This is a genomic window from Rhodopirellula baltica SH 1, from assembly GCF_000196115.1.
In the GTDB taxonomy this organism is placed as follows: domain Bacteria; phylum Planctomycetota; class Planctomycetia; order Pirellulales; family Pirellulaceae; genus Rhodopirellula; species Rhodopirellula baltica.
In genome coordinates, this window is the sequence record NC_005027.1 from 441,670 (window position 1) to 457,849 (window position 16,180).

Consider the following 16,180-nt stretch of genomic DNA (forward strand, 5'->3'; position numbering starts at 1 on the left):
CGAAACACTTTGCGAAGAGACATCCGCGATCTCAAGTCTGTTTGCGTATCGAATTGAATCGAGGCACGACGCTGCCACAGAACACGCGTTTAGGGCGTGCCGACTGCCGCAAGAAGCCCCAAGCGGTCAATCGAGCAGATTTGGCTCAGCCGCCAATTGGTCAAATTGTCGCTGAAGCCTCGGTCGATGGGCTTTGGTAACTAAGCAGCGGGAATCAAGTTCTAGGAACTAGGTTCTGGGCTTTGGGCACTCGTGCTCTCGTCACTGGATTGGAGCGAATTGCTGCCGCCCGGGTTCGCGGTGGATTGTGAGATGACCAAGAGGTTCGCTTCGAAGCGAGATTTGTTGAATAACTAACCGTACGATGGACTTCCAAGTCCGTCGATCCACCAACATCTGCGTGCTCAAAGAGTGTTCCTGGAAGGAATCGGCTCACCATTTGAAAGTTGGCGCGTTTGGCTGATTCAAACGATCCGCTCAGAGGGCTTCGAACATCCGTCGAAGTGCGTCGCGGTGGGCTTCTTCGTCGAACGGGTTGGCCAGCGGTTGTGGAGAATCGGTTGACTTGGTCTCGATGGATTGGCCGGACGTTTCGAATCGCTCGAACGTTTCGCTGTGTTCGAAGCCACGGGCGATACGTGAGGTCCCGTCGGATCCGTTCCACTGGGTCAGCGAGTCAGTCGTATGCCAAGTGCCGCCAGGTTGTGTGACATAGATGCGAACCGTGTCTTCGCCGCCGGCGGAGGCTTTGGCCGTGACATCGTCGAATCCAACCGCTGTGGCTCGGTAGCCACTGCTGCTGATGGTTGCTTGCGTTTGCGAGATCGACATCACGTCATCTGCGGCGGAGTCACCAAGGTCGGCGGAGTCATGGCCGCCGGCTTCAGCGTAGGCATAGACTCGTTCGAACCCGAACACGGCTTGTGTCTGCGTGTCGCTGCGAAGCGAGCTGAATTGTGGCCGGATGACCAAGCGATCATCGCCGGCTGAATCGTTGAGGTGTGCCGAGTCTTCGCCGCCGGAGGTTGCGTGGGCGAATAGTTTGGGAACGTTGTCCACGCGGAACTCAAAGCCGACACCGGACATGCGAGCCGTTTGGCTGGACGCGGTGAGCACGTCGTCGCCGGTGCTGTCGTACATTGTTGCATGATCGAGTCCGCCTCCTCCAACGAAGGAGATGTTTTCGAAGCCGCGGATTTCGATCACACCGCCGAGGAATGTCAGGCGACTGACTCCGTCTCCGCTGCTGGGTGGACGAAGAAGCAGACTTTCAGCTTCCGCGGATCCCATGATTCGAAGCACGTCACCGCCCTCGCCACCGTTGATGACAATCGGTTCGGTTGTGTCGAGCGTGTAACTGCCGCTCGCATCGGAGAGAAGCGTTTCGCCATTGATTCCACCGCCAACGGAAGACGTGAGGCCTCGCAGGTCCAAGACAACTTCGTCGGATCCGGAGGTGCCCTGGTATTCGCTGACCAGCGAATTGGCGGGCGGGGCGGGATCCGGCGTTGGGTTGGGTGATGGATCCGGAGTTGGTTCGGGCGTCGGAGTTGGGCTGGGATTCGTTGGCGGCGTTGGATCCGGCGTGGGGACAGGATCCGGTTCGGACACGCTGAACGCGAGAGCGGCTTCCAAGTTCAATGTTTTGTACTGAATCCCGGTGACCGGATCGGTGTGTTGATCCGCGGTTTCGTTGAGTCGAGCCAGGATGGAATCGACGGTTGGTGACATTCCCGCATCCGTCATGGCTTGGCGAACCAGCACAGAAGCCCCAGCGATTTGTGGGCTGGCCATGCTCGTGCCACTGAGCAATGCGTAGTCGTTCGCAAACCCGTCTGCGCCGTAAACATGTTCGGGAACGCTGCTGCGAACGGCCTGTCCACCAGTGGTCAAAATGCCGTCTTCGCGTTGTGAGAAATCACTGAGCATATTGTTCGGATCCACTGATCCAACGCCGACGACATATTGGCTGGATGCCGGGTACATCAACGCGTCAGCGTTCTGATGATCCATCGTCGCGTAGGAGTTGCCTGCCGCAGCGAAGACCATGATGTTGTTTTCATACAGCGTTTGCAGTTCGTCTTCGAGCATCGCCATCGCGTCGAATCGATTGGCGTCGGTGAGCTCGGTTCCCAGCGACATATTTACTGTCGTGATTGGGTTTTCGAACGTGTCGTGGTTTTCGATCACCCACTGTAAAGCGGATTCGATCCACTGAAGGTTGCCGTTTCCCGCATCGTCAAAAACCCTCAGTCCGACCAAATCGGCTCCGGGAGCGAGGCCTTGGAAGGCTTGGCCAGAATCCAAGTAGCCGTCTCCGCCGATTATCCCAGCCACGTGTGATCCGTGGTATCCGGCTGGAGCATCGTCGTATGGATTGTCGTCGTTTTCAGCGAAGTCGTAGCCGCCGACGACTCGGTAGCCGGGCCCGTAGCCACCTCCCAGTGCGACATGGTCATAGGCGATGCCGCTGTCGATGACCGCGATGGTTTGACCGCTCCCATCCAGTGCTCCCGTTTCAGCGTCCCCAGCGAGTGCCCCGCCTTCTTGCCTCAGCGATTGAGCTTGATCGAACAGTGATCCTGATGATTGCCCGTCGACAATGCTGTCGAAATTCAGGCCGGATGGACCGTCGACGGAGGTGTCTGTGTCGGAATGGCTCGGCAAACCGCCGTTTGAAGTGCCGGGAAACAGCGGGCCGACGGGAAAGGCGTCCGCAGCGGTTGCGCCGGGCAGTGGTGTGATTGCGGGGGCGACAGGAATGGAGGCGGGGGCCGCCGTTCCGGTGGCCGGGATCGGCAGCACATCGGCTGGGCAAGCTGGCAATGGTTGGGTCGGATCCGCCCATTCGGCCAACCAAGCTCCCATCAAAGACGCAGAGAGAGCCAATCGTTCTTCGCAGGGCTGGATTGCCGGCGATGGCAATTCCAGGGCGTCAGAATCCGTCAAGTTTGGATTCGATGGCGAATGAGATGAATTGGACATCGGGTGGGTCGGTTCGATTTGGCTGGCGCAGAAATGTTTTTCAAAGGTAGGTCACAGAACGTTGCCGGCACCCGAGAGCCGGGGGGCGAATAGTGAGTCGTGCACCTTCGCTGCGTTCCAAGCGAATTTTCGAGCTGTGTGGATTGGGCAAAGAGGGTGAACCGAACCGGCTGTCGTCAATTTTTTGGTTTTTGATGAGCCCATTTGGAACTTTTTGCCCTCACAATCCGTCCAACCGCGACCAACCCATCGTTTTTGTTCGCTCGGACCAACCAAAGATTGATAAAGGCGGTGGTCTAGGTAAGATGGCCTTGCTTTTCAAATTTTCGCACCCGCCCAAAGTTTTTGGATTACGCTGGCGGTCCCGGCCGTGGAAGCGGTTTGCGGGAGCCCGTTCTAACTTTGCGCGGACGCTGAGATGCCCGTCGATATCGGGGCATTTTGACGAACGCGAAGACCCATCACATCGACCCAGCCCAACCATTCGAATTGCCGAGAAAACAGATGAAAAATCTGCGTCAACTGCTTCGCAGCGTGAGCCCGTCGTCATCACGAAAGCGAAGCGAAGACCGGTCGCGCTCTAACCGTTCGAACAAGCGTCGTCTGCTAAGCGAATCGCTTGAAACTCGACAATTGCTGGCTGGTGACGTCCCCTCGGTGGTCGATGCTGCTCCGGAAGGCGAAGCCACATACGCTGTCGCTCACAACTACTGGCGAGCCTACGACGTTGACAACAACAAATATGTGACGGCACTGGACGCGTTGATGGTGATCAATCACCTCAACAGTCATGGCGAAGGCGAGCCCCTGTCGGGATCCGATGAGTTCACTGGTTTCGTCGATGTGACCGGTGACAATCGAGTGACGGCCTTGGACGCTCTGAGTGTCATCAATGCTCTGAATCGCGGTGAAGGCGAAGCCGACATGCCGTTGGTTGAGTTTGTGCTGGCAGCCCGCAACCTGGATGACACGCTGGTCGACAACACGACCGGCGCAACCGATGTCCTTCCTGACGACAATGTCGAACTGACCTACAACGTCGACGTCAACGAAGTCTTCAAGTTGGAAGTCGGCGTCAAGGATCTGCGTGGGTTCAGTGCCACGGGTGTCTTCCGAGCTGTCACCGACATCATCATTGATCAATCCGATGTGCTCGAGCCAGCCGTTGGCGAAGTTCAAAGCATCGTCTTTGACAACACGGTCCTAAACTCTCCGCTCGAAGGCAATATCACGTTCTCGTTTGCGGACAATCCGTCCGTTACCGTGACGCGGTCTTTGAACGACTTCATTGGCGGCAGCCTTGGCAATGGTTCGAACAATCTCGAAGAGATCATTGCTCAGCTAAGTCCTCTGGTCGGATCAGCTGATGATGTCGACGTGCAATCGAGCATCAACACGAGTGCGGGTGGTCCAAGTGGTGGTGGCTCCTACACGATGGAGATCAACTACAGCGGTCCTGACTTGATCAACGTAAACATGCCTCAATTGCAGGCTGTCTTAGAGGTCAACGGAACCGCCCAACCAGTCAATCTGTCGCAGATCAACGTTCAGAATCCGGACGGTTCTTTCAATAGCACCCCAATCCTTCGTGCGTTGGAATTGAACACGCGGAATGCAGGAAATGCCGGCGTCTATGGGCAGACCCGTTCGTTTGGCTCGTTTGAGCTCGGCGAGGACTTGGGAAGCGGTTTGGTCGATCTCTTCGATGAAATTGGCGTGCTCGGCCCTGGCGACAAAAGTTTGGCTCAGGAGTTGGGCTCTGAGTACAATCCAAATTTGGCTTATGATGCCTTCAGCATTCCAGTCCGTGCCGTTGTGCCGGCGACTGGCGTCAGCGTGAGCTTGGATGCTCCCGATGAAGGTGACAAGGTTCTGATTTACGGCACCGAAGTCGGAAAAGAGAGCGTGCCTGACAACATGATTCAGTTGGACGCTTCATCGCGATTCATTCTGAATGTTTCCGGTGTCAGCACCGGTTTGACTGCTGCGAATAGCACGCTGAGTTTGACCGAAGACGATTCTGCCACGACGATCGATTTGGCGACGCTGAACTCAGGTAACCCAGCCGGAACGACCTACGCGATCTCATCGACGACTGAAAACTTGGGTGACTTCGCTCTCAATGGCAGCGTCGTTACCTACACACCAGATGCCGATGCATTCGGCAATGGCGATCAACTGGTTTACACTGCGACGGACGGAACTGACACCGTCACCGGCACGATTGCTGTCACGATCGCGGGTGTGAATGATCCACCAACGTTGGTCGACGACACCGCAACCGTTGAACAGGGCGAAACTGCTCAGATCGATGTGCTGGCCAACGATAGTGCTGGCCCAGGCGAAAACAACGCTGACTTGGTGCTTCAAAGCCCGGCGACGGCGATCACCACGGCAAATGGTGGTTCGGCCATCATCGCCAACGGACAAATTAGCTACACCGCACCGGCTGGGTTCTCTGGTTCGGATTCGTTCACTTACACCGTTGCTGACGGTGCGTTGACGGCAACCGCGAACGTGGTCGTCACGGTCACGAACAGCCAAACCGGCATCAACGCGGCCAACAAGACCGTCACCATTGATGAGGACAACGGTGGTGGAGTCACAAGCGAAGTTTTGGTCGCCGACCTCAGCGATGACAATCTGATCACGATCAATACCGGTGGTACCACTATCACCCTGGACGATGCGGTCATCACATCAGGAAATGGCAGCGTCCGGATCGACGGTGACCAGATCTTCTTCACTCCGGCTCAAGACGATTTCGGTACCACGACGATCACTTACACCGCCAGCAATGACGGTACGGAAGGCGGCAGTGACACAGGCGTCATCACCGTCAACATCACGGCCGACAACACGGACCTGACCGCCACAGCGGATGACTTCAGTGTCAACGAAGGTGCAACGGTTACTTTGGATGTGCTGGCGAACGATTTCGATGGTCCAGGCGAATCGGGCGTTTTGACGATCACTGCGGTGGGCACTCCGAATTTCGGAACTGCGACAATCACCCAGAACGGCACGCGAATCAGTTACACCTCGACCGGTTCAGCAGCCGATGGCGATGACTCGTTCACCTACACCATCAGTGATGGCCAAGGTGGCACCTCAACGGCCGTCGTGAACATCGACATCCAAGACGTCTTGGATGCTCCGATTGCTGGCAACGGATCGGAAACCATCGATGAAGACTCCGGAACGTTCACGTTCAACCTGAACGATTTGGTCACGCTCGAAGGAACCGACTCGGTCACCTTCAGCAAAGTCAGCGGCACCGACGCAATCGGAACATCGACTGTCGCAGCGAACGGGACATTGACCTTCAATCCTGTTCTGAACGCTAACGGCACTGCAACAATCGTTTATCGTGCGACCAGCACGCAAGGGTCGCAGTTGTCCGATGAGGGCACTCTCACGATCAGCGTGACACCAGTCAACGATGCACCCACAGCCACGAACCGCACCGTTACGGTGTTGGAAGACAACAGCATCGACATTGACCTGAATGGCAATGTCGCTGACATCGATAGCACTGGTTTGGTCATCACCGTTGCGTCGAATCCGGGCAACGGAACGGCAACTGCGATCGGCAACGGCCAGATTCGCTACACGCCAGTTGCTGACTTCAACGGCCAGGATTCGTTCACCTACCAAGTCACCGATGGCAACTTGACCGCGACCGCGACGGTCACGGTCAATGTGACCGACGTGGTATCGCCACCGGTTGCTAACAACGGTTCGTTGTCGGCTACCGAAGATGCGGGAGCCGTGACGTTGGATCTGTCGACGTTGATCAACCTGGACTCGGGTGACTCGGCAACCGTCACGATCACCACAGCACCCACCAACGGCACAGCGAATGTCAGTGGCACTTCAGGCGATTTGACCAATTCGACGCTGTCCTACACGCCAAGTGCTGATTACTTCGGAAGTGATTCGCTGGTCTACACGGTCACCAACTCGCAAGGTGCGACCGATACCGGCACCATCAGTATCTCAGTGGCTGGTGTGAACGATGCTCCAGTCGCGGGCAACGACACCGCGACCACGGTTCGCAACCGAGCGGTTACGATCGACGTGCTTTCAAACGATTCACTTGGACCAGCCAACGAGAATCAAACCGCGACGGTTACCGTGCCTACTCAACCGGCCAACGGAACGGTCACGGTCAATGCCAACAACGAACTGGTCTTCACGCCAGCGACGGACTTTGTTGGCACCGCGACGATCACTTATCAGCTCAGCGATGGTGATTTAACCGACACTGCGACCGTGGAAGTCACCGTCAACGATTTCAGCCCATCGGTGATCTCCGGTCAGCTGTTCGTCGACGGGATCATGAACATCCGCGATGTGATCGACAACGGTGCCGATCCGGTCCGCAACGGTGTTCGCGATCCGGGTGAGACCGCTCTTGGTGGCGTCGCAGTCCGTTTGGTGTCGGCCGCTTCGCAAAATGAATTGGGCGTCGATATCGATCAAGTGGTGCTGACAAATTTGGACGGTGAATACACCTTCGAAGACGTTGCACCGGGCAGCTACCAAGTGATTTACAACTTGCCCAACAATGCTGTCGCCGCCGGTGAAGCAGCCGACGGAATCATTCCAATCGAAATCGGTTCCGATGGCGGAGCGTCACCCGTCGGATCGTTCGCCTTTGCGACATTGGGTGATGCCGGGCAAGGCAACAGTTCCATCTTGTCGACCAATACCAACGGCGGCAACGGTTTGCCAAGCGGCGTTGATCCAGGCGAAGGTGGATTCATCAATCTGGTCGACGGTGCACAGACAATGTTCTTGGCCGGTAGCGGGTTCGACGGAGTGGCTTACGCTGAATTGGCGATGAACCGCAACAATGATGCAGCCTTGCTCACGATCATCGAAGAAGACGGCGACGTCCGTACCGCTCAGGTCGACGGTGATCACTTGCGAGTGAACCGAAGCGGCACATCCGTCCAGTTGCTCGGCGGCGTGGATGATTTCGATTTCGACGCCAGCCTCGAAGATTTGATTGAAAGCGAATACCCCGCTTTCCGAGACGCGATTGATATGATCCTCGGCAACAGCTGAGTTAGATTTCAAACGACTAAATGACGAAAGCCCCGTCGGTTTAAACCGACGGGGTTTTTTCGTGATGTACACCTCAATGATCACCTTTGGTTTGTGAACAATCGTCACAACCGGCAGGGATGACGCGATCGGCTAGCTTTCCCAACTTGATTCGAATTACCCGAAAGGAAACAACTTCGATCCCCCCGGGTGCGAGTTATATAAGTTGCGACGTGGAGTTCGACTCGAGCTCCGGCAAAACCAACAGTCCAGGTAGAGGGGCACAACATTGCAATGGCCCTCGCTCTTTTCGAACCCTTTGAGGTAACCCCAGTGAAGAAGTTGTTTTACTCTTTCGCGATTGCTTTGACCGCAATGGCTTATGGCACGACCGCCAACGCACAATGTTGTGGCGCACCTGTTCCTGCACCTGCCTGTGGCGGATGTGGCGCAGTTGTTTCTGCATCGCCAGCCGAAGGTGCTCCTGCTGCTGATGCATCGGCAGCTCCCGCAGCTGTTGCTGAAGGTTGTGGCCCAGCCATGACGACTCAAACGATCATGGTGCCTCAACAGGTCACCGAGATGCAAACGGTCACCGTGACCGAAATGAAACAAGAAACGCGTCAGCGTAACTACACCGTTGTGAAGTCGGTTCCTCGCACTGAGACTCGCACTCGCACTGTCACCAAGCAAGTTCCTCGTCAAGTTGTCAAGACTGAGGAATACACCGTGATGGTCCCGTCGACCAAGACGGAAGAGTACAGCGTGCAAGTTCCCGTGACGACGGAAGTCGAACAGACTTACACCGTCATGGTTCCAAAGAAGAGCACCGTCGAAGAAACCTACACGGTTCAAGTTCCCGTCACGACGGAAGTCGACGTGCCTTACTCGGTTCAGGTTCCTTACACCGAAACCGCAACTCGCACCTACACCGTCAACGTTCCTTACACCGAAATGGTGTCGAAGAACTACACCGTTTGCGTTCCAGTGACTGAGCACGTCGAGCGTAGCTACACCGTTCGTGTTCCTTACACCGAACAAGTTGCTCAAACCTACACGGTTCGCGTTCCTTACACCGAAACCGTCGAGCAAACCTACACCGTTCAAGTTCCTTACACAGAAACTTTGACCGCTTCGCGTACCGTGTGCAAACGCGTTCCAGTCACGAAGACCCGTACGGTCTGCAAAGACTTGGGTAGCTACCAGTGCGTGACAGAAGAAGTTCCTGCCAGCAATGGTTGTGGATCGAGCTGTGGCGGATGCGGTTCATGTGGCGGATGCTCCGACGCATGTGGATGTGGCAGCAGCTGTGGCGGATGTGCTCAAACGATCACCAAACGCGTTTGGGTTCCAAACTTGGTCAGCGAAGAAGTTCCTTACACCGAGTATGTGAGCGAGCGTTCGGAAGTTCCTTACACCTACACCGTTACCAAGTGCCGCGCTGAAACTCGCACTCGTCCCGTGACCGTTTGCAAGTACCGCAACGAAACGAAAACCCGTATGGTCAACGTTACCAAGTGCCGTATGGAAACTCGTACTCGTACGGTTCCAGTGACTCGTATGACACGTGAAGTTCGCACCCGTCAGGTTGCTGTTCGCCGTTGCCGTCAAGAGCAACGCACGCAAGAGTACCAAGTCACCAAGTGCCGCACTGAGCAACGCGTTCGTAAAGAGCAACGCACCAGCTACACCAGCGAAACTCGCACTCGTTCGAAAGAAGTTTGCACGATGGTTGCCGAAACTCGTACTCGCATGGTTCCTCAAACGACTATGACGACCGAAGCTCGCACTCGTGAAGTCACCGTCATGGTTCCTGAAACCAAGACTCGTGAGTACACCGTCACCGAGTGTGATACCGTCACCGAAGAAGTTCCTTACACGGTCACCGTGATGGATCAAGTCGAAGAAGAAAAGACCGAAGACTACACCGTTTGCGTGCCTGTCCAAGTTCAAAAAGAAGTCGAAGTCACTAAGACGATCATGGTTCCTCAAACGGTTGAAGTTCCCGTTTCGAGCGGATGCGGATCGGCTGCTGGTAACGGCGGATGCAGCGGATGCGGTTCGGCCGCACCAGTCGCATCGGGCTGTGGCTGCTGAATAACGGTTTTCGACAACTCGTCGAATTAGAACGATCTCTCACGTTCGCGTGAGTTCGAATGAGGCCAGCAATCTTCGGGTTGCTGGCCTTTTTTCGTTTCTCGGTGAAGCGACAAACTCATGCTGACTGATCGATCGCTTTGATCGACCTCTCCGTTGGCTGATCCTGAGCGGCTCGCAGAAGATCGGTGCATTTGTGTCTCTTATTTGTGACTTTTCCCCTGCTCGTTGTTGCTGGTTCAATACGCTGGAGTTTTGCAAGGTTTGTTGACCTTCCCGTGTGGGTGACGAATCCTGTGATTCACTCCATTCCTTTGCGACCCACATCGGGGGCATTGCTGAATGAGTCACGCTTCGTTCGGATACGCCAAGCGGAAGCGTTAGAATGAAACCAACCCGACACAGCGACGGAGGGATAGCATGAAGATCACATTGGTCGGAACCGGACGAGTCGGATCGGCGATTGCTTTTGCATTGACAATCAATCCTCTGGCCAGCGAGTTGTTGTTGCTCAATCGCTCGCGAGAGAAGGCCGAAGGCGATGCGTTGGATCTGACGCATGCGGCGGCGCTCGTTGACAGCAATATCAAAATCTCCTCGGGTGAGATCGCGGATTCAAAAGACTCCGACGTGATCATTTTCACCGCGTCGGTTCCGTTTCGATACCCAAACCAAACGCGATTGGAGATGGGGATCGACAACATGCCGATCCTGCGCGACTGGATGCCAGGTTTGGCGAAGGCGAGCCCCAACGCGATTGTTGTGATGGTCAGCAACCCGGTCGATGCGCTCGCGTATGAAACGATCCGTTTGACCGGATTTGACCCCAAACGCGTGATTGGCACCGGCACTTTGGTTGACAGCATTCGCTACCGAGCTTTGTTGTCGACGGAACTGAAAATTCACGCGCAAGACATCCGGGCGTATATCCTGGGCGAACATGGTGACACGCAGTTCGCCGCTTCGTCGATTGCGATGACCGGCGGCGAACGATTTTATCCCAGCGACACGTCACGGCGAATGTTCGAAGAAACCAAAGCGATGGGATACGAGGTGTTCCGTCTGAAAGGGCACACGTCGTATGGCATTGCGATGGCGACCATCACCATTCTGGATAGCATCGCGTATGACCTTCGCCACACAATGCCGGTCAGTGTGCTGGTTGATGGGTACTTGGGCGTCGAAGACGTTTGTCTTTCCCTGCCTGCGGTCATCGGCCGCGAAGGAGTCACTCGGATTCTGCATCCAACTTTGTCAGAAGACGAGGAGGCCGCGTTTCGCAACTCGGCCGAGGTCGTCAAGCAAACGTTGGTGGAGATGGAAGCCGGACAGTGAGCCAGTCAGCCAAAACTATTGAGCTTGCGAACGCGAGCCACCGGGGCCGCCCGAGATTGGCCGGTCGAATGGAAGTGGGCGAGCGGCGGTCGCGAATCCGCGTTTGTACAAATGCTCTTTCAGCATTCGAAATGCTGCAAAGCTTTCGGGATAGACCCAGACCGTGATGGTCGTTTTGGATGGATCTCGCCCGGCCAATTCCACGTCCAGCAAACGGCTGGTTGTGAGCACTTGATCGATCGGTTGACCATGAGGTTCTTCCAGTGGTTCGATCACCATGCCGGCTAGTTGAACCCGGGTGCCCATGGAAGTCTTGCCGCCTTGAGAGACTCGGCCGGTTGATTTGTCCATCGCATAGTGTGCGACGTATCCTCGAATGGGACCGACAGCGGATGATGAACGTCCATCACGTGATCCACGAATGACGCGGCCGAAATCTTCTTTGATGGCTTTCAGGAGCGGCTCGATGGGCACGACTGACAATCGATCGCTCTTCAGTCGCAAATGAATTTCGTCGCCGAAAACGGTTTTGGCCATCGGTGTGGGCAAGTGTTCGACTGCGACGACGGGTGACTCTTGGCTTTCGAGCCGTTCCTTGGTGCCGGCCAGAGTCGCCAACTCCGCGCTGACTTCACGCATTTCGCTGCCGAGTTTTGCGGCGCGCACTTTGTCCTGATCGAGTTGTTTTTGCTTCTGCTCCCAAGCTTCTTCGGCGAGCGTTAGCAGATCGAGCAATGCACCACGTTCACGTTTGGCTTGTTCCAATTCCATGTCGTAGCGTTTGACCATATTCTCCAGTCGCATTGATTCACGCTGTGCCGCGGCTGCTCGCATGGCTGTTTGTGCAAGCTCTGACAACTGTGAATCGGTGGCCAGCTTGGGTTCGGGCGTTGGCAGTCCCTCTGGTGAAACCAACTCGCCGGGTTTTTGAGCGATTTCGTCAGGCGATGTGAGCGCACGGGTGATGCGTTGCGTTTGCGTTCCGAGAACCACCACCAGGATGATGAGGATCCCAACGAGGTTGGCGACGATGTCCAAAAAGGCATCGTGTCCAAGTTCTAGCGTCGTGCGTCGGCGTCGACTCATCGAATCCTCCTCGTGATTTCCACACCGCTGCCGTTCATCAACGTTTGCAATTCATGAAAGCGTTGATCAGCGTGTGGTGCGACGAGCACATCTAGCCGAGGTTGCCAGCGGCCTCCGGGAAGCGTGGCTCCCCAGCCGTCCACTCGATCACGCACGGCGGTGGCCAATTCCATGGTTGCGTTGTAGATCGAATTGTTTTCAAAAGGGAACGTCTCAACAACGACGTTGTTTTGAACCAACTCGTATCGGTCGTGATGACAAACCATCGCGATCGGACGGACCACTTGGGTGCCATTGATGCCAGCCATCGAACGCGGCAGCGCCCAATCTCGGCCCTCGCGACGCACCGTCTTGGTTGGCTGTTGTGGAGCCTGCATGTTGGTGCTCGGCGGTGGTTGATTGGCCGAGTCGGGTGCTTGGCTTGACGACGGTGGAGCGGCCGACGATTGAGAGACTGAGGCGGAAGCAGATTGGCCACCGCTGGCCTGCTGCATGCCAGCAATTTGTTCACCGTTGACCTTGGAGCTGGCACCACGAAAGTTTGGGTCGGTTTGGTCGGCATCCGACTCGCCGTCCGTTCCATCGGCTGATGGATCGTTCATCCAATTTGAGTTTGCCGAGGGAGTCTGGTTGGTGTCACTTTGTGAATCAGCAAGCAACGGATTGTCTTTTTGTGCCAAGTAGTCATTCAAAGCTTCGGACCGTGTTTCAACCGCCCCGAAACTGGATTGGCTGGAACCTGGAATGGGTTCGGCCAGTCCGCCGGCTGGAAGCGGAGGCCCCATGTCACGCGATGGCATGAAACCGTTCGCCCGTGCTTGGCGATCGAGTGAGCGAGCTGACAAAACGGGCAGCGGTTTTTCGGCGGGTTGCATCGGCGAGCCCGTTGCACCGCCTAGCTGAGACGTGGCACCACCGGCTTGCCCGGTATAGGGATTGTCGGTGGGACCGCCGTTGTTGCCGGTTCCGCCGCTGGCTAGCGTTTCGCTTGATGGTTTCGCACTGAATGCGTCTGCATTGGCGAAGCCGTTGCCGGATGGAAGCGAAGCGGCACCGCCCAACATGGTGCCGCCCATGTTCCGCGTTCCGCTTCCGTTGCCGCCGGCACCACCGCGGGCGTCGCCGATATATTGCTGGATGTTGCGGCTGGCTGCTTCGTGAACCGCCAATTCCATCTTGGGTTTCAAGACCCGGTCCGGTTTCGGAAATGCGAGGTCGACCTCCGCGGGGACCAACTCGTATCCATATTGGTCATCCCAATCTTGCATTGCCGCACGAGCGGTCACGAACGTTTCGATGCCGTCGGGACGGACGATCAACAATGGGTAGGGCGGAGCGCCATCGCCGTAGTTTTGAACTGCGTGTTGTCGAAAGACTCGAAGGGCAGCATCGAGCGGGTTCCGACTAGGAGATCCGGATTGAACGCCGGCGAGCAATTGCGTGTGAGTGATGCGTGTGTCCTCCGGCCAAATCGTCACGCCGTTCTCAGTGCATTCGACATACACGGGGCGACGAGCCGTTCCGTTGGGACCGCGGTGAGGGACAATGACCACGCGGGGTTTGTCGCCTGATTTGACTTCTTCCAATTCCGCGATTTCGCGACGCAACGTTTCCATCTCTTCACGCATCATCACGATGGCTTGCTCGTCGATCTTGGTTGCGTCTTCAGGAGCGATCGCTGCGTCCACTTCGTCGCTGAGTTGCTTCAACCGATCTCGCAACTTCTTTGTGGCGGTTTGGACTAGGGTCAGCTCATCGCGGCGACATTCCACTTTGCTGGTTTGCTTTTCCCGATGCAAAACCAATTGCTCAACGCGAAATTGTTCTTCTTCTAGCAACTGGATGGCGGACGCAGCAGTCATCGCCGGCGGCACGTCCGTGTCCACCAACGTATCGGCAGGGTTGTCGGTCGACGGTGCTTCGTCATCCGATGAATCGGGTGTCGGTGCAACCGCTTCGGAATGCTGAGCAACTTGCGGGACCGAAGTATCCTGAGCTTTCTCGGCCACGAGAGCCAGCAACAGGATCAAGGTACCCAGCGTGCAGACCAGCACCGCTAGAAACGGGAACAACGAGGGAGACAGCGAGGCGCGTCGCCGACTCATGCCGCACGCCTTTTGCTGGTGGAGTCATCTCGACCACCGGTCGTTTTTGCGGCCGGCAATCGTTGCGACAAGGTATCAACGGCGCGAGCCAATGTTCGCATTGCTTCACCCATCACGGGATCCAGTTCAACGACCGGAGCCTCGGTCTGGTTTCGCATGCTTTGCTGAGCCGCCAGTTCCGTCATCGCTTCGGTGTGAGTCATCAATGTGCGGCGATGGGTTTGCACTTCGACGGCGGTCGTGTGCATCGCGTCGTTCCATGCTTTGGTTTGATCTTGCAGCGTTTGGCTGACGCCGCTGCCGATCATGTCCAATCGAGACACGGTCGCTTCGATGCGATCGGCGTGACTGGTCAGGGCCGGTTGCAACGATGCTTGCATCAGTTTGCGGAACTGCTCGGAACCTTCATTGTGTTGGGTTCGCCATGACGCCTGAGCTTCTTCGATCGTCTCCCGCCACAGCTTTGCTTGTGTGGCCAATGATTCTTGCACGGCGACTCGAATGCCATCGCACAGTTGAGTGACCAAAGCGGTTTGGCTGTCCCCGGCATCGTCACTCGGCAGAGCTTCTGAAACCAAGTCGCGAACTCGTTGGTCAACGCTTGCCAGCAAACTCTGTTGGGACCGTTCAACAGGGAACTGCAAAAAGATCGCTAGCACCGACAACACCAAACCCAAAGCGGTTGTGTCGAAGGCGACGTACAAACCGCTCTTCAATCGATCGACCGCTGCGGTTCCGTCGGTGAAGTCCAGCCCGCCGAGCGTTTGCGTGATACCAATGACCGTGCCTAAGAAACCAAGCATCGGGATGGCCCACACGATGATGCGAATCAAGCCGAACGAATCGTGAGCCGCATCGGCGTCGCGTTCCGACATCTCCCGCAAATCTTGTGGAAGGTCGCCGGTTCCGGTGCGATGTGATTGTCGTCCCAACACTTCGTTCAGGCGACGTACCAGCAGCGAGTTTCTTGTCGAGCTTGGAAGCGAACGCAACGATTTACGCCAGGTGCGAGCGATCGCGCCGGCATCGTTTTGTTGCAACCAACGTTGCGCGGGCGAATCTGATGTGGCACCGGTCGCATGTGCCATCAGGTCTTCGTCGCGAAGCAATTCCAATTGGTGCCGATCGCGAGCGACTTGCACCGCACGGACAGCAAGAATCGCGATGGCGACACAGAACAAAATTGCCGCGGCGACAGCGACCGGGTGACCAAGGAAGTACCGGTTCAGCGGACCCCAATTGACTCCGAAGACGACGCCGTAAAACACCGCCGACAAAACCAAACCCAAGCCGATCGGACCGACGGATGCGACGATCTTCGACAACATGGAAGGTGAATCGACCAGATCAGTTGGTTGATTCGCAGATGTCGATGCGGATGGCTCGCCGGTGCTGGCCGGGGTGGTGGCCTGCAATTTCGTCAATGGCTCGACGGGTTCTCCCCAATGATCGGCGGGGGAAACGGTGTCGTTGGCGTTGAAATCGTGAGGCTTCATCGGACTCCTTCCGGACGGAACGGC

The 16,180-nt window shown here is 56.3% G+C and carries 7 protein-coding genes; 3 read left to right on the top strand and 4 right to left on the bottom strand.

Annotated features, from left to right (window positions below):
• Window positions 1-477: 477 nt before the first annotated feature.
• Complete coding sequence (locus RB_RS01740) at window positions 478-2,985, bottom strand: S8 family peptidase (protein WP_011118097.1); 2,508 nt, start codon at window positions 2,983-2,985, stop codon at window positions 478-480.
• A 441-nt stretch (window positions 2,986-3,426) separates the two neighbouring features.
• Between RB_RS01740 and RB_RS01750 the strand changes: the two genes are divergently transcribed.
• The 3 genes from RB_RS01750 to RB_RS01760 all read left to right on the top strand — a co-directional run bounded on the left by RB_RS01750 (window position 3,427) and on the right by RB_RS01760 (window position 11,469).
• Window positions 3,427-8,058, top strand: a complete 4,632-nt coding sequence (locus RB_RS01750; RefSeq protein ID WP_011118098.1) for an Ig-like domain-containing protein — start codon at window positions 3,427-3,429, stop codon at window positions 8,056-8,058.
• 312 nt (window positions 8,059-8,370) lie between these two features.
• Window positions 8,371-10,134, top strand: a complete 1,764-nt coding sequence (locus RB_RS01755) for a hypothetical protein (protein WP_164921352.1) — start codon at window positions 8,371-8,373, stop codon at window positions 10,132-10,134.
• Between the two features lie 420 nt (window positions 10,135-10,554).
• Window positions 10,555-11,469: a lactate/malate dehydrogenase family protein gene (locus RB_RS01760; protein ID WP_007324694.1), complete on the top strand. Its 915-nt coding sequence runs from the start codon at window positions 10,555-10,557 to the stop codon at window positions 11,467-11,469.
• A 15-nt stretch (window positions 11,470-11,484) separates the two neighbouring features.
• Here RB_RS01760 and RB_RS01765 read toward each other — a convergent pair whose 3' ends face one another.
• The 3 genes from RB_RS01765 to RB_RS01775 are packed head-to-tail and all read right to left on the bottom strand — an operon-like array spanning window position 11,485 to window position 16,156.
• On the bottom strand, window positions 11,485-12,555 hold the full coding sequence (locus tag RB_RS01765; RefSeq protein ID WP_007324693.1) for a hypothetical protein: 1,071 nt from the start codon (window positions 12,553-12,555) through the stop codon (window positions 11,485-11,487).
• The gene (locus tag RB_RS01770) at window positions 12,552-14,660 is read right to left on the bottom strand and encodes a hypothetical protein (protein WP_011118101.1); all 2,109 of its coding nucleotides are present in this window, start codon (window positions 14,658-14,660) and stop codon (window positions 12,552-12,554) included. The genes RB_RS01765 and RB_RS01770 overlap by 4 nt, the downstream gene beginning before the upstream one ends.
• Window positions 14,657-16,156, bottom strand: a complete 1,500-nt coding sequence (locus tag RB_RS01775) for a MotA/TolQ/ExbB proton channel family protein (protein WP_011118102.1) — start codon at window positions 16,154-16,156, stop codon at window positions 14,657-14,659. The genes RB_RS01770 and RB_RS01775 overlap by 4 nt, the downstream gene beginning before the upstream one ends.
• Between the last annotated feature and the right edge of the window lie 24 nt (window positions 16,157-16,180).